This window comes from Sphingomonas sp. BRN-1R, from assembly GCF_057748035.1.
Map to the genome: position 1 here is coordinate 3,904,534 of NZ_CM173236.1, position 18,693 is coordinate 3,923,226.

General features: G+C 67.5%; 16 protein-coding genes. 4 read left to right on the forward strand and 12 right to left on the reverse strand.

The annotated features are described in order from the left end of the window. The 4 genes from cyoD to cyoA are packed head-to-tail and all read right to left on the reverse strand — an operon-like array spanning position 1 to position 4,131. A complete protein-coding gene (gene cyoD / locus AC3ANX_RS18165) occupies positions 1-414 on the reverse strand; it encodes a cytochrome o ubiquinol oxidase subunit IV (RefSeq protein ID WP_488334630.1) in 414 nt (137 codons plus the stop codon). Continuing rightward, complete coding sequence (gene cyoC / locus AC3ANX_RS18170; protein WP_488336993.1) at positions 411-1,037, reverse strand: cytochrome o ubiquinol oxidase subunit III; 627 nt, start codon at positions 1,035-1,037, stop codon at positions 411-413. The genes cyoD and cyoC overlap by 4 nt, the downstream gene beginning before the upstream one ends. A 16-nt stretch (positions 1,038-1,053) precedes the next feature. Then, on the reverse strand, positions 1,054-3,060 hold the full coding sequence (cyoB, locus tag AC3ANX_RS18175; protein WP_488334631.1) for a cytochrome o ubiquinol oxidase subunit I: 2,007 nt from the start codon (positions 3,058-3,060) through the stop codon (positions 1,054-1,056). Positions 3,061-3,072: 12 nt separating this feature from the next. After that, positions 3,073-4,131, reverse strand: coding sequence for a ubiquinol oxidase subunit II (cyoA, locus tag AC3ANX_RS18180; RefSeq protein ID WP_488334632.1), 1,059 nt, complete (start codon positions 4,129-4,131; stop codon positions 3,073-3,075). Positions 4,132-4,345: 214 nt separating this feature from the next. Between cyoA and AC3ANX_RS18185 the strand changes: the two genes are divergently transcribed. Continuing rightward, entirely contained in the window at positions 4,346-5,701 is a 1,356-nt protein-coding gene (locus tag AC3ANX_RS18185; protein WP_488334633.1) for an MFS transporter, read from the forward strand. A 158-nt stretch (positions 5,702-5,859) separates the two neighbouring features. Here AC3ANX_RS18185 and AC3ANX_RS18190 read toward each other — a convergent pair whose 3' ends face one another. Then, positions 5,860-7,002 (reverse strand): aminotransferase, encoded by a 1,143-nt coding sequence (locus tag AC3ANX_RS18190; protein WP_488334634.1) that lies wholly within the window; start codon positions 7,000-7,002, stop codon positions 5,860-5,862. Positions 7,003-7,275: 273 nt separating this feature from the next. Here AC3ANX_RS18190 and gpmA point away from each other — a divergent pair, with 273 nt between their 5' ends. Beyond that, positions 7,276-7,962, forward strand: a complete 687-nt coding sequence (gene gpmA / locus AC3ANX_RS18195) for a 2,3-diphosphoglycerate-dependent phosphoglycerate mutase (RefSeq protein WP_488334635.1) — start codon at positions 7,276-7,278, stop codon at positions 7,960-7,962. A gap of 178 nt (positions 7,963-8,140) precedes the next feature. Beyond that, the gene (locus AC3ANX_RS18200; RefSeq protein ID WP_488334636.1) at positions 8,141-10,939 is read left to right on the forward strand and encodes a PAS domain S-box protein; all 2,799 of its coding nucleotides are present in this window, start codon (positions 8,141-8,143) and stop codon (positions 10,937-10,939) included. Here AC3ANX_RS18200 and AC3ANX_RS18205 read toward each other — a convergent pair. The 7 genes from AC3ANX_RS18205 to AC3ANX_RS18235 form a co-directional block, all read right to left on the reverse strand. After that, positions 10,917-12,065: a helix-turn-helix domain-containing protein gene (locus tag AC3ANX_RS18205; protein WP_488334637.1), complete on the reverse strand. Its 1,149-nt coding sequence runs from the start codon at positions 12,063-12,065 to the stop codon at positions 10,917-10,919. The genes AC3ANX_RS18200 and AC3ANX_RS18205 overlap by 23 nt on opposite strands. 90 nt (positions 12,066-12,155) lie before the next feature. Next, a complete protein-coding gene (locus tag AC3ANX_RS18210) occupies positions 12,156-12,668 on the reverse strand; it encodes a hypothetical protein (RefSeq protein WP_488334638.1) in 513 nt (170 codons plus the stop codon). A 95-nt stretch (positions 12,669-12,763) separates the two neighbouring features. Then, the gene (locus AC3ANX_RS18215; protein WP_488334639.1) at positions 12,764-13,711 is read right to left on the reverse strand and encodes a sigma-70 family RNA polymerase sigma factor; all 948 of its coding nucleotides are present in this window, start codon (positions 13,709-13,711) and stop codon (positions 12,764-12,766) included. Positions 13,712-14,048: 337 nt separating this feature from the next. Beyond that, the gene (locus AC3ANX_RS18220; protein WP_488334640.1) at positions 14,049-15,023 is read right to left on the reverse strand and encodes a peptidoglycan-binding protein; all 975 of its coding nucleotides are present in this window, start codon (positions 15,021-15,023) and stop codon (positions 14,049-14,051) included. Further along, a complete protein-coding gene (locus tag AC3ANX_RS18225; protein ID WP_488334641.1) occupies positions 15,020-15,460 on the reverse strand; it encodes a hypothetical protein in 441 nt (146 codons plus the stop codon). The genes AC3ANX_RS18220 and AC3ANX_RS18225 overlap by 4 nt, the downstream gene beginning before the upstream one ends. Further along, on the reverse strand, positions 15,457-16,803 hold the full coding sequence (gene fliI / locus AC3ANX_RS18230) for a flagellar protein export ATPase FliI (RefSeq protein ID WP_488334642.1): 1,347 nt from the start codon (positions 16,801-16,803) through the stop codon (positions 15,457-15,459). The genes AC3ANX_RS18225 and fliI overlap by 4 nt, the downstream gene beginning before the upstream one ends. A 12-nt stretch (positions 16,804-16,815) precedes the next feature. After that, positions 16,816-17,208, reverse strand: coding sequence for a flagellar biosynthesis repressor FlbT (locus AC3ANX_RS18235; protein ID WP_488334643.1), 393 nt, complete (start codon positions 17,206-17,208; stop codon positions 16,816-16,818). Positions 17,209-17,366: 158 nt separating this feature from the next. Here AC3ANX_RS18235 and AC3ANX_RS18240 point away from each other — a divergent pair, with 158 nt between their 5' ends. Beyond that, positions 17,367-18,668, forward strand: a complete 1,302-nt coding sequence (locus tag AC3ANX_RS18240; RefSeq protein WP_488334644.1) for a flagellar hook protein FlgE — start codon at positions 17,367-17,369, stop codon at positions 18,666-18,668. Positions 18,669-18,693 lie beyond the last annotated feature (25 nt).

Consider the following 18,693-nt stretch of genomic DNA (forward strand, 5'->3'; position numbering starts at 1 on the left):
TCACGGCATCTGACGCATGTCCTCGACGGACATCGGCATCATGTTGGTGTTCATGTTGTACATCACCCATAGCGATCCGCTCATCGTGATGATCAGGACCACCACGGTAAACACCAGCGCCATCATGTTCCAGCCGCCTTCGGACTTGTTGTCCATGTGCAGGAACAGGATCATGTGGACGACGATCTGGATCGCCGCAAAGCCCATGATGATGAAGCCGGTCGCCTGGTTGGGCAGCGCATGGGTCATCACCAGCCAGAACGGGATCGCGGTGAGCACCACCGACAGGCCGAAGCCGAGCAGATAGCTGCCATAGGTGCCGTGCGACGCGCCGTCGCCGTGATGATCGTCATGGCCGTGCGCCACGTCATGGCCGTGGCTGCCGTGCGCGGGTGCGCCGTCCTGCGTGCTCATCGCAGCATTCCCATCAGATAGACAAAGGTGAAGACGCCGATCCAGATGACGTCGAGGAAGTGCCAGAACAGGCTGAGGCACATCAGGCGGCGGCGATTCGCGGGGATCAGCCCCTTGCGGCCGATCTGCACCATCAGCGTGAACAGCCAGACGAGACCGAAGGTGACGTGCAGGCCGTGCGTGCCGACCAGCGTGAAGAACGACGACAGGAACGCGCTGCTCTGCGGGGTTGCGCCGCGGTGGATCAGCTCGGCGAACTCGGTCAGCTCGATCGTCAGGAACGCCGCGCCGAACAATGCGGTCACGAACAGCCAGATCTGCGTCTGCGTCACCTTGTTCTGGTTCATCGCGAGCATCGCGAAGCCGTAGGTGATCGACGAGAACAGCAGCATCGCGGTGTTGAGCGCGACCAGCGGCAGCTCGAACAGCTGGCGCGGGCCGGGGCCGCCCGCGTAATTGTGGCCGAGCACGCCATAGGTCGCGAACAGCATCGCGAAGATGAGGCAATCGCTCATCAGGTACATCCAGAAGCCCAGCATCGTGCTGTAGCCCTCGGGATGATCGTGCTCGTCCAGGTCGTAGAACACGACCTGCTCGCCGTCGTGGCCAGTCTGGCCCGTCATCGTCTGTGCCGACATGTTATGCCTCCACCGCGAGTGCACGGGTGCGCTCGGCTTCGACGTGCGCGACCTCCTCGGCGGGAATGTGGTAATCGCGCTTGTAGTTGAAGGTATGGGCGATGGCGGTGCCGATCAGCGCGACGAAGCTGATCGCGGCAAGCCACCAGACGTACCAGATCATCGCGACGCCGAAGGAGACGCTCAGGCCCGCGAGCACGATGCCGGCCCAGGTGCTGCGCGGCATGTGGATCGCCTTGAAGCCCTCGGTCGGACGCACCGCGCCGCGCTCCTGCATGTCCCACCACGCATCGGTGTCGTGGACGACGGGCGTGAAGGCGAAGTTATACTCGGGCGGGGGCGACGAGGTCGACCATTCGAGCGTGCGCCCGTGCCAGGGGTCACCGGTGGTGTCGCGCAGCTTCTCGCGGTTGAGGATGCTCACCGCGATCTGCACCAGCATCGAGGCGATACCGGCAGCGATCATCAGGGCGCCGATCTCCGCGACGATCATGTAGATCTGAAGCGAAGGGTCGTCGAAGGTACGCGTACGCCGCGTCACGCCCATCAGGCCGAGCAGATAGAGCGGCGTGAACGTGACCCAGAAGCCGGGCACCCAGAACCAGAAGGCGATCTTGCCCCAGAACGGATCGAGCTTGAAGCCGAACATCTTGGGGAACCAGAAGTTCACCGCCGCGAACACCCCGAACAGCACGCCGCCGATGATGACGTTATGGAAGTGCGCGATCAGGAACAGCGAGTTGTGCAGCACGAAGTCGGCCGGCGGCACCGCGAGCATCACGCCGGTCATACCGCCGATCGTGAAGGTCGCCATGAACGCGACCGTCCACATCATCGGCAGTTCGAAGCGGATCTTGCCGCGGTACATGGTGAACAGCCAGTTGAACAGCTTGGCGCCGGTCGGGATCGAGATCACCATCGTCGTGATGCCGAAGAAGCTGTTGACGCTCGCGCCCGAACCCATCGTGAAGAAGTGGTGCAGCCACACCAGGTACGACAGGATGGTGATGACGAGGGTCGCGTACACCATCGACGAATAGCCGAACAGACGCTTGCCCGAGAAGGTCGAGGTGACTTCCGAGAACACGCCGAACAACGGCAGGATGAGGATGTACACCTCCGGGTGGCCCCAGATCCAGATCAGGTTCACGTACATCATCGGGTTGCCGCCGAAGTCGTTCGTGAAGAAGTCCGTGCCGACGTAGCGGTCGAGGCTGAGCAGCGCGAGCACCGCGGTCAGCACCGGGAAGGCCGCGACGATCAGGATGTTGGTGCACAAAGCGGTCCAGGTGAAGATCGGCATGCGCATGAGCGTCATGCCCGGTGCGCGCATCTTCACGATCGTGGCGATCAGGTTGACGCCGGACAGCAAGGTGCCGACGCCCGCGATCTGCAACGACCAGATATAATAGTCGACACCCACCCCGGGGCTGTACGCCAGCCCCGACAGCGGCGGATAGGCGAGCCAGCCGGTGCGCGCGAACTCACCGACGAACAGCGACATCATCACCGTCACCGCACCGCCGACCGTCATCCAGAAGCTGAAATTGTTGAGGAACGGGAACGACACGTCGCGCGCGCCGATCTGAAGCGGCACGACGAAGTTCATCAACCCCGTCACGAACGGCATCGCCACGAAGAAGATCATGATGACGCCGTGCGCGGTGAACACCTGGTCGTAATGGTGCGCGGGGAAGATGCCGTCATTGCCGTTGAAGGCGACGAGCTGCTGCGTACGCATCATCAGCGCGTCCGCAAAGCCGCGCAGGAACATGACGAGGCCGAGCACCATGTACATCACGCCGATCTTCTTGTGATCGACCGAGGTGAACCACTCCTTCCAGAGATAGCCCCACAGTTTGAAATAGGTGAGCGCGATCAGCAGCGCGACGCCGCCGACCGCGACACCGCAGAAGGTGGCGACGAGGATCGGCTCGTGGAGCGGCAGCGAGTCGATCGTGAAGCGCCCGAAGATCGGGCTGATCGGAACGAACTGGGGGGCTGACATGGGCTTCGCTTCTTAAAGACGGGGTTGGCTGGCGGCGGCGGCGATCGCCGTACCGGCAGGAGTCGCGGCGGGGCTCGGCAGACCCGCGCCGGTCAGCAGCGCGGTGTTCGGCTTGGCCGCGGGGGACGGCGTGGCGGCAGCACCGGGCATCGGCATCGGCCCATGCTCCTGCTCCTCGGTCGGCGCACTGTCCGAAGCGGCATCGTGGCGCATCATCGCATCGGCGCACATCGAGCCGGGCTTGACGCAGAGGTTGACCGCCGCGCGGAACAGGCTGGCATCGACGCCGGCGTAACGCTGCACGGCGACATGCTCGCTCGGCGCCTCGAGCTTGAGGTAGGTGGCGCGGTCGAGCGTGGCGCCGCTCGCCTTGTTGCGGGCGATCCAGCCGGCGAAGTCCGCATCGCTCATGCCATAGAAACGGAAGTGCATGCCCGAGAAGCCCGCGCCGCTATAGTTGGCGGACAGCCCCTCGTAATCGCCCGGCTTGTTGATGACCGCGTGAAGCCGCGTCTCCATGCCCGGCATCGCGTAGATCATGCCGGCAAGCGACGGCACGTAGAAGGCGTTCATCACCGAGGAGGCGGTGATGCGGAACGCGATCGGCCGGTCAACCGGCGCGGCCAGTTCGTTGACGGTGGCGATGCCGTATTCGGGGTAGATGAACAGCCACTTCCAGTCGAGCGCGACGACATCGACCTCAAGCGGCTTGACGTTCGCGGCGATGGGGCGGCCCGCTGCGGTGCGCTCGATCGGGCGATATGGATCGAGCAGATGCGTGCCCACCCATGTCACCGCGCCGAGGCAGATGATGATGAGCAGCGGCACCGCCCAGATCAGCAGTTCGAGCTGAGTCGAATGGTCCCAGTTCGGTTCGTAGCGCGCATCCTCGTTCGAGGCGCGGTAGCGCCAGGCGAAGATGCCGACCATCGCGATCACCGGCACGATGACGAGCAGCATCAGCAACGTCGCGATGATGAGCAGATCGCGCTGCTGTGCAGCAACGTCTCCCGCCGGATGGAGGACGACCATGTTGCAGCCGCCGAGCAGAAGACTCGTCGACAAGATCATGATTGGCCGCAACATCGTGCGGATTCGGAAATTTGGAGCGCTCTCGGGCATGGAGCGGCGCCTAGCATGGCTCCCGCAGCGCAACATAGGACATTTTGTCCAATCCCGCAGTTGCGAGCAATAACCGAGAGGCCGGCTTGACCGCGCGGGCCCGATCCGCGATCGACTCGCCGTGCCTACTTTGCGCGGCGCGCCGCCATACCGGAGTCGTGATATGAGTACGAAGACCATCGGCAACTCTCCAGCCAGCGCGCCGCCCGGCGGTCATGGCACGGATGCGCGCGGCACGCACGACAATGTCGGCAAGCACGGCGATATCGCTCCTGCCGAGATCGCCATCGGCGTCATCATCGGGCGCACGTCGGAATTCTTCGACTTCTTCGTCTATGCGATCGCGTCGGTGCTGGTCTTCCCGCAGATGATCTTCTCGGACGTCGACCGGCTGACCGGCACCTTCTATTCGTTTGCGATCTTCGCGCTGGCGTTCATCGCCCGCCCGATCGGCTCGCTGATCTTCATGACGATCGACCGCATCTACGGTCGCGGGCCGAAGCTGACGATCGCGATCTTCATGCTCGGCGGCGCGACCGCGGCGGTGGCGTTCCTGCCGGGCAGCGAACAGATCGGCAAGTCGGCTGGCATCCTGCTCGCGCTGTTCCGCATCGGCCAGGGCCTCGCGCTTGGCGGCGCGTGGGACGGGCTCGCCTCGCTGCTCGCGCTCAACGCGCCCGAGAACCGGCGTGGCTGGTATGCGATGGTGCCGCAGCTCGGCGCGCCGCTCGGCCTGATCGTGGCGAGCGCGCTGTTCGCGTTCCTCGTCTCGACCCTGTCCGCCAACGATTTCATCGAATGGGGCTGGCGCTATCCGTTCTTCGTGGCGTTCGCGATCAACGTCGTCGCGCTGTTCGCGCGGCTGCGCATCGTCTCGACCCCCGATTACCAGAATCTGTTCGAGAGCCGCGACCTCCAGCCCGCTCCCGTGTTCGACACCGTCACCAAGCAGGGCCGCAACATCATCATCGGCGCGTTCGCCCCGCTCGCCAGCTTCGCCTTGTTCCACATGGTCACGGTGTTCCCGCTGTCGTGGGTGTTCCTGTTCACCAAGCAGAACCCGGCGCGCTTCCTAGAGATCGAGATCCTCGGCGGCGTGGTCGGCTTCGCGGCGGTGCTCGCGTCGGGCGCGCTCGCCGACCGGTTCGGGCGGCGCTACGTGCTCGGCGTGTCGGCGGCGGCGATCGCGGTGTTCAGCGGCTTCGCGCCGCAGCTCCTCGCCGGTGGCGATGTGGGCGAGATCGTCTTCATGGTGCTCGGCTTCGCGATCCTCGGCATCGGTTTCGGCCAGTCCTCGGGCGTTGTCGCGGCGAACTTCGCGAGCCACCACCGCTATACCGGCTCGGCGCTGACCTCGGATCTGGCGTGGCTGTTCGGCGCGGCGTTCGCGCCGCTCGCCGCGCTCGCGCTGGCGAGCCACTTCGGGCTGATGGCGGCGGGCGGATACCTGCTGTCGGGCGCGATCGGCACGATCGCCGCACTGTTCATCAACCGCGAGCTGGGACAGAAGTTCTCCTAAGCACCGGTTCCGACCGAACGCTAACGGCCCGCTCTCTCACGAGGGCGGGCCGTTTTTTTGCCCCCTGCCCTCTCCGTTCGTGTCGAGCGAAGTCGAGACACCTGCGCCGGCCCCTCGACTTCACTCGGGGCGAACGGAAGCGCCGAGCGTTCCGCCGCTCAGGGCCGCCGCGTCATCCGACCGAGCGCCGCGTCCAGCGTCGCGTCCTGCTTGGCGAAGCACAGCCGCACCACGTTCGTCACCGGTGCTTGCGCGTAGAAGGCGCTGACCGGGATGGTGGCGACTCCGGCCTCCGCGATCAGCCATTCCGCGAAGGCGACATCCCCCATGTCGACGCCGGAGGCGGTGAGGTCGATGTTGATGAAATACGTCGCCGAACACGGCAGCACCGCATAGCCGAGCCGAGTCAGCCCCGCCGTCAGCCGATCGCGCGAGCGCTGGTAGCCCGCGCGCATGTCGTCGAAATAGGCGACATCCTTGCCCAACCCATAGGCCGCGCCCGCCTGAAGATTGGGCGGGGTGGTGAACGTCATGAACTGGTGCGCCTTGGCGAGTACGGCAGCAAGGCGCGGCGCGGCACACATCCAGCCGACCTTCCAGCCCGTAAGCGAGAAGATCTTGCCCGCCGAGCCGATCTTGACGGTACGCTCGCGCATGCCGGCCTCAGCGATCAACGAGCGGTGCTGCGCGCCATCGAACACGACATGCTCCCACACCTCGTCGCAGATTGCGATGGCGTCGTGGCTAACGCAGAAGTCGGCGAGCAGCGCCAGCTCCTCAGGCGACGTCAGCGTGCCGGCCGGGTTAAGCGGCGCGTTGAGCAGCACCAACCGGGTGCGCTCGCTCGCCACCGCCCCCAGCGCCTCGGCGGTGATGCGCCAGTGCGGGGGTTCGAGCCGGACCAGCTTCGCCACCCCGCCCGCGCGCTCGACCAGCGGCAGATAGGCGTCGTACAGCGGCTGGAACATCACCACCTCGTCGCCCGGCGACACCAGGGCGAAGATCGCGCAGGCGAGCGCCTCGGTCGCGCCCGAGGTGACGATCACCTCCTCCACCGCGAGGTCGAGCCGCTGATGCGCGCGGTAATGGTCCGCCACCGCCTGCCGCAGCGCGGGCGTGCCCGCCATCGGCGGATATTGGTTGGACTCCTCGACCAGCGCGCGCGCGGCTTGCGCGAGCACATCCTCCGGCCCACGCCCGTCGGGGAACCCCTGCCCCAGGTTGATCGCGCCGCTCGCCCGCGCCCGCGCCGACATCGCTTCGAAGATGGTGGTGCCGAGCTTGGTATAGACGGGGTTCATGGGCGGGCTTTCGGGGAGACTGGCGCTTGTCCTAGCCGCTCGCGTCAAGCGAAGTCGAGACGTGCGCGCTCGGCGCGAGCGGCCTCCCGGTTTCCGGCCGAGTCACGTCGAAGCGCCCGGCCCATGGCGGTCGGGCCTTCGACTACGCTCGGGCCGAGGGTAGCCGGCGCGATTCGTCGATACGCGTCGTCCGCATCCGCCGCGCGCACGTTGCCTCGGCGCGCGCAGTCGCTAAGGACAGGCGCATCATCGTCCTGATGGGAGAGAGACCGCATGCCCAGCCTCGTCCTGATCCGCCACGGCCAGTCCGCCTGGAACCTCGAGAATCGCTTCACCGGCTGGTGGGACGTCGACGTGACCGAGCAGGGCGCCGAGGAAGCGCGCGCCGCCGGGCGGCTGATGGCCGAGAAGGGGCTCGATTTCGACGCCTGTTTCACCTCGCTCCAGACCCGCGCGATCAAGACGCTCAATCTTGCGCTCGAAGAAATGCAGCGGCTGTGGCTGCCGGTCGAGAAGGACTGGCGCTTGAACGAGCGGCATTATGGCGGGCTCACCGGGCTCAACAAGGCCGAGACCGCCGCACGCCACGGCGACGAGCAGGTCCATATCTGGCGCCGCAGCTTCGACGTGCCGCCGCCGCCGCTTGAGGCGGGCAGCGCGTTCGATCTTTCCGCCGACCGTCGTTACGCCGGTATCGCCATCCCCGCGACCGAGAGCCTCAAGGATACGATCGCGCGCGTGCTGCCCTATTGGGAGACTCGCATCGCACCCGCGCTTAAGAGCGGCCAGCGCGTGCTGATCTCGGCGCACGGCAACTCGCTGCGCGCACTGGTCAAGCATCTCTCCAACATCCCCGATGATGAGATCACCGGGCTCGAAATCCCGACCGGGCAGCCGATCGTCTATGATCTTGACGAGGATCTCGCCGCCGTCGACCGTTACTATTTGAGTGAACGCTAACGTCTGACCCTGCACTTGCTGCCGTTCATCGCATCTCCGCCCCATAATGGGGCGAATTGGTGCGAAACGGCGGAATAGCTGGTGGATTCCCGCGTTTATTGTGACCAGATTGGGGATGTCACGCGCCTACGCAATGGCGCGGAATGTCGCAGGAGGTCGCCATCGGATATCGTCGGGCATGATGTCCTTGCCGGTCTCGACCGCGTCCGGGCGAAGCGCGTCTTCGGCTGTGGCGGGCTTTGCTTTGCTGACGGTGGCGATCGCGCTCGCGACCGCAGGCGTGGTTGCGCTCGCGGCGCTGCACGGCGGCGCGGCACCGTTGCTTCCCAGCATCGGCCTCGCGATCGCCGGACTGGTGATCGGCGGGCGGCGACTGTGGCCGGCGGTCGCGCTCGGCGCGTTCGGGGCGCTGCTCGCGCAGCCGCATGGCGATCCGCCGCTGCTCGACATGCTTGCCGCCCTCGCCGAAGCATCGACCGCATGGCTCGGCGCGACCGTGATCCCCGAGGCCGAGGACGGACGGCTGCTCGAACCGACCCTGTTCCATCTGGTGGCACTGGCGGGGGCGATCGTCGTGATATCCACCGGCGGTGCGGTGCTGGGGTCGGTACTGCGCGGCATGCCCATTGACGGAGCGGAGACGCTGCGCGCACTCGCCATCGACGTGCCGCTTCAGGTGGCGCTCGCCTGGTCGGCGCTGCTGTGGACCGGCACCGCGCGGCGCGGCGGAGCGGCACGCGGACTTGCCGGTGCGGCCGGACTGGTTCTGCTCGGCGGAGCGGCGCTCTCGGCGCTGGGGGTCACGCCTGGCATCTGGGTCGCCGTCCCGCTGCTGCTCTGGGCCGCCTGCGCCTATCGCCATCGCGCCAGCGCCGCCGCGCTGGTGCTGCTCGGCTGCGCGGCGCTGGCCGCGCTTGCCGTCTCCGCAGGTGCGGCGCCGATGCCGTTCGAAGTGGCGCGGTTCCTTGCGCTGACCGTGATCGCCACGCTGCTGATCGAGGCGATCGGCAGCGTGCGACGTGCGCGCGCGGTCGCGCAGGGCGGCGCGCGCGACCATGACCTGACCGCCTTCGTCGCCGACGCGCCGGTCGCGATCGCGGCGCTCGACGACGATCTGCGCTACGTGGCGGTGTCGCGCCGCTACCTGCGCGACCTGCGACTGGAGGATCGACCGTCGATCCTCGGCCAGCGCCCCGCCGACGTGCTCGCCGCCTATGCCGCGCACCTCGGCGACGGCCCGAGCCGGGCGCTTGCGGGCGAACGGGTCTCGCGCCCGGCGAGCCAGGTTCGCATGGCCGATGGCGCGTGCGAGTATCTACGCTCCGAACTGCAACCCTGGCACGATGCCACCGGCGCGGTCGGCGGGGTGATGGTCTTCGGTGAGATCGCCACCGAATCGGTACGCTCGCGTGCCGCGCTCGAGGAGGCCGAAACGCGCTATCGCGGCGTGTTCGAACAGGCCGCCGCCGGCTTCGCGCGCTGCGGGCTCGACGGGCGCTTTCTCGAGGTGAACGACCGCTTCTGCGAGATCACCGGGCACGATCGCGCCGCGCTGCTCGCCAAAACCTATCGCGACATCACCCATCCGCTCGATATCGCCAGCAGCGACCGCATGCTGGAGGCGATGATCGCGCGACCGGACGAGCGGTTCTCGGTGGAGAAGCGCTATTGCACGCGCGACGGCCGCGTCGTCTGGGTCAACATGTCGGCGACGATGATCCGCGATGCGGAGGGCCGGCCGCTCTACGCCGCCTCGGCGGTGCAGGACATCACCGCGCGCAAGGATGCGCAGGCCGCGCTCGCCAAGAGCGAATTGCGGTTGCGGCTGGCGCAGTCGGCCGCGCGCGCGGGGCTGTGGGAGATCGACTTCGAACGCCAGACGATCATCGCCTCGGCCGACATGCTGCGCATGCACGGCGTCTCGCCCGAACGGACCGACGGCGTTCCGCTCACCGAATGGCGCGCGTTGTTCGACAAGGCCACGCTCGACCAGATCGACAGCAGCGGCTTCGCCTCGCGCGAGGTCAACAACCACGACATGATCTACGCGATCGAGCGGCCCGATGGCAGCCAGCGCTGGATTCACAGCATGGGCCGCACCTATCGCACCACCGACAACAATAAGCGGATCATCGGCCTCGCTATCGACGTGACCGCCGCGCAGGCCGCGCAGGCCGAGCTACGCCATGCGCAGGCGACGATGCTGCGCGTCTCGCACCTGAGCGCGATGGGCAGCGTCGCCGCCACGCTCGCGCACGAACTCAATCAGCCGCTCGCCGCGATCGTCAACTACATCCAGGTGTGCGCGCACCTGCTCAAGGCGCAGGGCGACGGCACGCCTCCGCAACTGCTCGACGCGGTGCTACAGGCACAGACGCAGGCGATGCGCGCTGGCCAGCTCGTCCAGAAGCTGCGCACGCTCACCCCCAACAGTGCCGCCGCGCGCCGCCGCGAATCCGTTGCCGCGATCCTCGACCATGCCTGCGCGACGATCGCACAGGACGCCGCCGCCGAAAACGTGGTGATCCGCCGGCACGGCGGGAGCGATGCCGAAATCCTCGCCGACCGGCTCCAGATCGAACAGGTGCTGCTCGGCATCTTCCACAATGCGATCGAAGCGATGCGGGACTGCGCGGACAAGCAGATCGATCTCGGCATCACGACCCGCGGCGAGACGGTGGTGATCCGCATCGCCGATTCGGGTCCGGGCCTGCCCCCGGCGACGTTGCAACAGGTACTCGAGCCGTTCGCCGACCCGCGCGGCCGCGGCTCCGGGCTCGCGCTGCCGGTCTGTCGCACGATCGTGGAGAGTCACGACGGCAAGCTCGCCGCCGAACCCGCGAGCGAGGGCGGCGCGGCCTTCCTCATCACGCTGCCGATCGCGCCGCGCCGCCAGCCGCGCCACTTCGACCAGCCCGATGCGCTGCCCGCGCGCACCGCGCCGGCGGTGCCGACTACGGAAAATAGGCCGCGATAACCGCCAGCACCGATGCCGGATCGAGCGCGTCGATCGCGATCTGCTTGTCCGGCTGCGCGCTATACCCGGTCATCGCGCCGTGGCGGTCGATACCGATCGACACGACGCGATATGCCTCACCCTCCCGCAGCACCGCGAGCGCGCCGGGCGCGGGGAAAACGTCGGGATCGACCACCAGCACCGCGCCCGCAGGCATCCCTGCGCCGAGCGTCGCGCGGCACATCCTGAGCCCGAAGCTCGCCGGGCCGGCCGCGCGTGGCGCCTCGACCGTGACGCTGGCCGGCGTCGCCGCGATCAGCCCATCGGCCAGCGGCGCACCGAACACCGCGAGCGGCGCACGCGTCTCGGGTACGGCCGGGGTGGCGACGGGCTGCGCCGGCGCGGCGTCTCCGCCAAGCTGCTTGCGCAGATCGGCAACCTTTTCGGCGGTGCGGCGGCGGCGGCTCGCCTCGCCCGGCAACCGCGCGATCCACGGATCGAGCGTACCCTCGGCATGCGCGGCGCGTACGTCCCGTTCGAGCGCATCGAAATCTTCCGCACCCATAATGGTGCAGATCGCGCGCAGCGTGGTGGCGTTCCAGCGATCGGGCGTCTTCACCGCATTCTCGATCCGCGAGACGATCACCGGCGGCAGCCCGTAGGCGCTCTCCAGCACCGCGAGCGGCAGGTCGCGGTCGGCCTGACGGTTCTTGCGGAACGCGGCGGCGAGCAGGATCGCAAGCTCCTCGGCGGGCGGATCGAATTCGAGCTGCTGCCCGCGCTGCGCCACCCAATGCGCCATGTCGAAGCCGGGATCTTCGATATCGATCAGCAGGTCGGTGGCAGCGATGCCCAGTGTCGCGGCGATCGCCTGAAGCTCGTCCGCACGCGCCACCACCTCGCCGCGCTCGATCTTGGACAGGCGGATATAGGGGATGGCGGGCAACGCCGCCGACAGGCCGAGCAAGGCGGAAAAGCCGTGCAGGCGGCGCTGCTCGCGCAGACGATTGGGGAAGACGATGCAGCGATACGGGTCGAGGGGGATCGTGCGTTTCGCGCGATCCACCGAACGTGCCGCCGCGCGCGCACGCGGCGCGTCACGCCGCGCCGTCACCTCGTTCAAACCCGTCTGCTTGCGAACCGCCACGCCAGTCTCCCGCCCGGCCGATCGCGGTCCAGTGCGCTGCTGCGGCATAATCGCAAAGTGTTAAGGATGAAATAGTCCGATTCAGAGCAATCAGTGCGCCTTGTGCCCGTGCGGCAGCGCAGCAAGCCGCGCCCAGTGTCCGCGCGGATCGAACGCGACAAGCTCGACCGCCGTCGCCGCACCGACCAGCACCGCGCCGAGCCAGTCGTCGCCGACCACCGAAGCACGCTCGGGGCTGAACAGCGCGCCGGTGCCATCGGTCATCAGGCCGATCCGCTCGATCGCCCCGCCTTCGGAGGCGATCGCGGCGAGTTGGCGCAGCACCGCATTGGCCGCGTGGCAAACCGCGCGCATCGCCGGATCGCCGCTGCGGGCAATGCCCTTGATGCGGGTGCCGTCCGCTGCGATCGCATCGACGCGGATCGCAACGCCGGCCGGACGGACCGTCCGCTCGATCAGCAACAGCGTGTACCCCGTCTCGGCGAGCAGCGCCCGTGCCGCCGTGGTCAGCGTCGCGCTTGCCGACAATGCCGGCGGCGTTGCTACGTCACGCGCTGGAACCGGCTGGCAGATCGACTCGATGGGGGTCGACAGATGGCGCATTCACTAGTCCTCCAAGTCCTTATTTGAACTTATAGGAGGAGTACGTAGCGGGCGGAAATGAACCGTTAAAAATTCGTTGAAACGGGCGCTGCGCCTTAGTTGAGGCGCACGCCGCGCGGGGCTTCGACACGCTCGCGCGGCAGGAAGGCGGCGTCGCCCGCGGCGTCGAAATCGACCGGCACCGATGCGATCGCCTTGACGCGGACCATCTGGCTCTGGCGCTGCGCCGCGCTCGGCAGCAGCGAGCGGCCGGCGGGGCGGGCGCGCAGGTGGGCGCCGTCCTCGGCCAGTTCGGTGATGATCTTGCTGGCGCGGCGGGTGATCTGGCGCAGGCGCTCGCGGGTCAGGTCGCTCGGCAGCTCGGCGGCTTCGTCGGCGTTGAACAGGTGATGTTCGACGATATCGCGGTCGCGCTGGATCCGCTCCTCGAGCTTCGCCGCCTCGCCCGCGTCGAGCGCCTTGGCGCGGCTGCCGGTCTTGGCGCGGGCACGCAGCAGGTGGCTGGTGCCGACATCGCGGAGGTGATCGACATAGGCGTCGAGCAGCGCCTGCGCGGTGCCTTCGGCCATGAACGACGATGCGGCGGCTTCGGTCGAGGGCAGCGCGCTCTCGTCTTCAATCAGGAATTCGTGGACGCCGTCCTCACCGTCGACACCCATCGCCAGCGCATCGAGCGAAACGGTCGCGGCCGAGACCTTCTTGGCCGAGGGGCGCTGATCGGCCATCAGGCGGAAACGCAGGCCCTGAAGCTCGCCACGGATCTGCCAGTTGACGAAGGTGGTGAACTTCGCCTTCTCGGGATCGTAGGCGGCGATGGCGCGGTGCACGGCGATCGCGCAGACCTGCTCGGCATCGTCCCAATGCGCGACCAGACCGTACTGGCGGATGAAGTGGCGGATGCGCGGCGCGATCAGCGTGAGGATGCGGGCGAAGGCCTTATCGACATTGGCGCGCTGACGGTTGGTCTGGCGGGCGTCGCCGGTCGGCGTGTTCTCGATGACGAGGGCGACGGCGATTTCAAGCTGATCGGTGGTCTTCGACATGATGTTTCCCCTATGCACGCTGCGCCGCTGCCGGCTTCGTGATGGGGTTATACTGCCGTTTTCCGGCTTAAAGGATCGTTGTTAATCCTGTAGGTAATATCCCATATTCCTATACCTTGGTCGTACAGGAAGCACGCAAACTGCGGGAAAGCTCCTTACGCATATCTGCGGACCATCGGGAGACTACGTAGGCCAACTCCTGAATCTTCCAGCAGAATTTTGCCGAATCGGAGTCGCCGAAACCGAATCGGTAGTTGGAACTGCGGGTGCGGAGACTCGTGCCGCGCCGTTCCATTTCATTATAGGATGCACTTGGTTCGCGCGGAGGCGCCGCGCCTCAGGATTGCAGCGCGTGCGTCTTGGTCGCCGAGAGAACGTAGCGCGCCGGGCGTACGTTGCGGCTGACATGGCTCGCCAGCCACATCCGGTGCGCGTCGGCGGCATTGCCGGCTGCCGCGATGTCGCGGCCGGCCTTGGCGGTGCCGATCTGCGCGGCGAGCAAGGTGCGTGCGCGCCCGCTGTCGAGCTGGCCGCGCAGGAACTTCGCGGCATCGCGCGGGCCCATGTAATGCGCGAGATAGGCGGTCTTGCTGATCTCCTCGACACTGTTGCCGACCGAGATGCCGCACTTCTTCAGCCGATCGAGATTGCAGCGCGAATAGTCGGCAATCGTCTGGATCGAGGCTTCGGCGTCATAGCGCAGCGCCAGCACCTTGGTACGCGCCTCGGGCAGCAGCTTGCCGTTCGCGCACAGCCAGCCATTGGCTTTCGCGACGTTGTTGAGGAAACTGCCGGCCTGTTCGGCCATGCCGACCCAGGTGCCGCTGATGAACTGGCCGAGCCCGGCCGCGCTCGAGCGCGGGTTGCGCGAATAGACGTTCCAGCGCCCGTCGTGGCCCTTGGCGGCTTCCGCGTCGATGATCGAGGCGAGCGAGGCGGCGGGGATGCCGCTGCGCGCAGATGCCTTTTCCAGTGCGGTGCGGTGGCGCTCGTTGGCGCCGAGCCCGTCGATCTCGGCGGGTTCGGGATCGTCGCTGGGGACGCTGGCCGCGCTTTGGGCCGCCGCCGGTTGCGCGCTGGGTGTCGAGACGGTCGCGGAACTGCGATCGAAGCGGGTCAGCAAGGCCTCGAACCCGCGCGCGAGCGGCGGCGCGTCGGACACTGCCGAGGTGACGCCATCCGCCCCGCCGATCGCGGCCTGCCACAGCCGGCTGGTGATCTGCGACTGCGCCTCGGCGTAGATCGCGCGGGCGCGTGCCTCGCGCTGCGCGTGTGTGGCGGCGATGGCGTGTGTGTCGACGCGGTGGCTCATGCCCGGCGCTCCTGCTTGAGCGCGGCGGCCTTGCGCGCGACGAAGCGGCCGAGCGCGAAATCGTCGGCGGCGTTCTGTTCGGCGAGCGCGATCGCGGCATTGGCCTCGTCGCGGAAGCGTTCGGCGGCATCCTCGGCGGCCTTGAGCTTGCCGTAGGCCTCCGCCGCCTCGCCGCGCAGCCGGTCTAGCCGCGCCATCGCGTCGCGGCGTTCGGCGTCGAGCTTGCCGCGATCGGCACGGCGGCGCTGCGCGAAGCCGTGCATCGACATCGCCCAGTCGCCCGCGACGACCTGATATTGCGCCGCGACATCGGCCTCGATCGCGGCGCGGGCGGCGTCGATATCCACCAGCCGCGTCACTTCGCTGCTGATCCGCCCACGCAGATCATCGACCGAGCGACGCTGGAGACGAACGACGGGATCGACCGGTGTCTTCACGGCTGCGCTCCTGTCGCGGCATCATCCTCGGCGAACAGCTCGGCGAGGCGTGCGAAGTCGCCGCCGCCCCCGCCCTGCTGCTGCTTGCCCTGCTTGAGCATGTCCTCGATTTGCGGCGCGAGCCGCATCGCCGCGTCGACCGCCGGGTTGGCGCCGGCCTTGTACGCGCCGAGCCGCACCATCTCCTCCATCTCGCCGAACGTCGAGAGCAGCCCGCGTGCCCGGATGCGCAAGGCGTTCTCCTCCGCCGACTGGCAGTGCGGCAGCGTGCGCGATACCGATTTGAGAATGTCGATCGCCGGATAGCGACCCCGCTCGGCGATGCGGCGGGTGATGACGACGTGCCCGTCGAGGATGCCGCGCACCGCATCCGCCACCGGCTCGTTATGATCGTCGCCGTCGACCAGCACGGTGAACAGCCCGGTGATCGAGCCGTGGCCGTGCAGCCCCGGCCCCGCCCGCTCGAGCAGGCGCGGCAGTTCGGCGAACACGGTGGGGGTATAGCCTTTGGAGGCGGGCGGCTCGCCATTGGCGAGGCCGATCTCGCGCTGCGCCATCGCGAAGCGCGTCACCGAATCCATCAGGCACAGCACGTTGAGGCCCTGATCGCGGAAATGCTCGGCGATAGACAGCGTGGTCCACGCCGCCTGCCGCCGCATCAGCGCGGGCGCGTCCGAGGTGGCGACCACCACGACGCTGCGCGCGAGCCCCTCCGGGCCGAGATCGTCCTCGACGAATTCCTTCACCTCGCGGCCGCGTTCGCCGATCAGCCCGATCACCGCGACATCGCAGTCGGTCCAGCGCGCCAGCATAGACAACAGCACCGACTTGCCGACGCCCGAACCCGCGAACAGCCCGAGCCGCTGGCCGAGGCAGAGCGGCGCGAACAGATCGAGCGCCCGCACCCCGGTATCGACGCGGTGGCCGACGCGGCCGCGCTCGGCGGCGGCGGGGGGTTCGGCCTTCATCGAGCGCGGTTCGGCACCCAGAGCGAGCGGCCCCTTGCCGTCGACCGGACGGCCGAGCCCGTCGACCATCCGCCCCAGCCACGCATGGCTCGGCCGGATCGAGACCTGATCGGAGACGAGATCAACCCGCGCGCCGCTGGCGATGCCGTGCGGATCGCTGAACGGCAGGCACAGCGCGGCCCCGCGATCGAGCCCAGTCACTTCCGCCTCGACCGGCCCCTCGGGCGTGCGCAGCGCGACCCGTGCGCCGATGCTCGCCGCGCCGAGGAAGCCGTCCACCTCGATCAGCGCGCCACGCACCGCGACGACGCGCCCGAAATGGCGCTCGACCGGGCTAGCGCGCAGCGCGCGGGCGGCGGAGGCGAGGCTGTGCACAGCGGTATTCGCTTACGCCGCGACCGGCGACAGCACGCCGGTTTCATATTCGATCAGCCCGCGGCAATCGGCGAGCGCACGGTAATAATCGCTTGAACCCACATGATGCGCGAAGGCGACGCACAAGGCGCGCGCCTCGGGCGCTTCGAGCGCACCCATCAGATCGGCGAGCAGCGTGAGGATGCTCTCGCGGTGCGCATCGCGGCCTTGCGCGTCGAGATACGCCATCATGCACGCGAAATAGAGCCGGCGCGCAGGCGTGTTGGCTTCCTCCGGGCTCATCACCTCGCGGCCGCGCAGCAGCGCGACCTCGTTCTCGATGAACAATTCGGTACGGCCGACGGCGCGGAGCACCGCGCCGTTGATGACCAGCTTCTCGTCGCTGCGCAGGGTTATCTTGAGCATGTCGCTATCGCCTGATGATCGTGTCCTTGGCTACGTTATAGGAGGACGGCCACGCCAAGGTGCGCGCAGCTAGGAAAATTTTGCCGTTTTGGCCGGAGCCGCACGGCTTCCTACAATGCTTCTGAACGGGCGCGCTGCCCGGGTGCAGGAGTGAACCCTTGAGCCTCTATTCCGCTTTCTATGCCGGCGTGTCCGGTCTGAACGCCCAGTCGAACGCGATGGCGACCGTCGCGGACAATATCACCAACGTGAACACGGTCGGCTACAAGGCGGTCGATTCGCAGTTCGTCACGCTCGTCACCGACGGGCGCACCGATGCGAGCTATACCGCTGGCGGCGTGACGCTGGCGCCGCGCTCGTTGATCTCGAAACAGGGGCTGTTGCAGGCGTCCTCGGGCGTCAACGACCTCGGCATCCAGGGCAACGGATTCTTCGTGACGCGCACCGAATCGCCGACCGGATCGGCGATCGCCTATACCCGCGCCGGTGCGTTCGCACCCGATGATGCCGGTTATCTCAAGAACAGCGCAGGCTTCTACCTGCAAGGCTGGAAGCTCGACGCGAACGGCAGTTACGCGAACAACGGCACCGTTTCGAACCTCGAATCGGTTCGCCTCAGCGACCTGAGCGGCACCGCCGCGCCGACCACCAAGGTCGAGTTGCGCGCCAATGTCCAGTCGACCACCGCGCTCTACGCCGGCACGTACGCCAGCGGCGACATGGCGTCCGGCACCGCCAACCCCGCCTTCTCGCAGTCGCTGCAAGTCTATGACGGTCAGGGCAACCCGCACAACCTCACGCTCGGCATGGTGCGGACCGACGCCAACACCTGGCAGACCGAAGTCTATGCCGATCCCCGGACCGACGTGACCGCGACCGGCGGCCTGCTCGCCAGCGGCACGATGAAGTTCAACCCCGACGGCAGCCTCGACGTCGCCGGTTCCTCGCCCGCGCTGTTCGCGTCGCTCAACCCGACCTGGACCAATGGCGCCGCGTCGCAGCCGATCAAGCTCGACATCGGCACCAACGGCGGCATGGACGGCTTCACCCAGTTCGCCAACGCTTCGGGCACGATCGCCAAGACGATCAACGGCGGCCCGGCCGGCGACGTCGCCTCGGTCGACATCTCCAAGTCCGGGGTGGTCAGCGCGATCTTCGAAGACGGCACCAAGCGCGCGGTGTTCCAGCTTCCGCTCGCCACCTTCGCCAATCCGGATGGCCTCACCCGCGTATCGGGCAACGGCTATCAGGTGTCGGGCGCGTCGGGCGACATGCTGCTGAACGCGGCGAGCGCGGGCGGTTCGGGCACCATCTCCGAAGGCACGCTCGAACAGTCGAACGTCGATCTCGCCGGCGAGTTCACCAACATGATCCGCTTCCAGCGGGCCTATAGCGCGTCGTCCAAGATCATCACGACCGTGGACGACATGCTCCAGGAAATCACCAACCTGAAGCGCTGATCGCCCAAGCGAGCCGGGAACCAAA

Bases quoted from the DNA above. Each gene is read 5' to 3' on its own strand.
- AC3ANX_RS18200 (WP_488334636.1), top strand. From the start codon at position 8,141: ATGATGTCCTTGCCGGTCTCGACCGCGTCCGGGCGAAGCGCGTCTTCG.
- cyoC (WP_488336993.1), bottom strand. From the start codon at position 1,037: ATGACGGGCCAGACTGGCCACGACGGCGAGCAGGTCGTGTTCTACGAC.
- gpmA (WP_488334635.1), top strand. From the start codon at position 7,276: ATGCCCAGCCTCGTCCTGATCCGCCACGGCCAGTCCGCCTGGAACCTC.
- cyoA (WP_488334632.1), bottom strand. From the start codon at position 4,131: ATGATCTTGTCGACGAGTCTTCTGCTCGGCGGCTGCAACATGGTCGTC.
- AC3ANX_RS18220 (WP_488334640.1), bottom strand. From the start codon at position 15,023: ATGAGCCACCGCGTCGACACACACGCCATCGCCGCCACACACGCGCAG.
- cyoD (WP_488334630.1), bottom strand. From the start codon at position 414: ATGAGCACGCAGGACGGCGCACCCGCGCACGGCAGCCACGGCCATGAC.
- AC3ANX_RS18190 (WP_488334634.1), bottom strand. From the start codon at position 7,002: ATGAACCCCGTCTATACCAAGCTCGGCACCACCATCTTCGAAGCGATG.
- AC3ANX_RS18185 (WP_488334633.1), top strand. From the start codon at position 4,346: ATGAGTACGAAGACCATCGGCAACTCTCCAGCCAGCGCGCCGCCCGGC.
- AC3ANX_RS18215 (WP_488334639.1), bottom strand. From the start codon at position 13,711: ATGTCGAAGACCACCGATCAGCTTGAAATCGCCGTCGCCCTCGTCATC.
- AC3ANX_RS18210 (WP_488334638.1), bottom strand. From the start codon at position 12,668: ATGCGCCATCTGTCGACCCCCATCGAGTCGATCTGCCAGCCGGTTCCA.
- cyoB (WP_488334631.1), bottom strand. From the start codon at position 3,060: ATGTCAGCCCCCCAGTTCGTTCCGATCAGCCCGATCTTCGGGCGCTTC.
- AC3ANX_RS18235 (WP_488334643.1), bottom strand. From the start codon at position 17,208: ATGCTCAAGATAACCCTGCGCAGCGACGAGAAGCTGGTCATCAACGGC.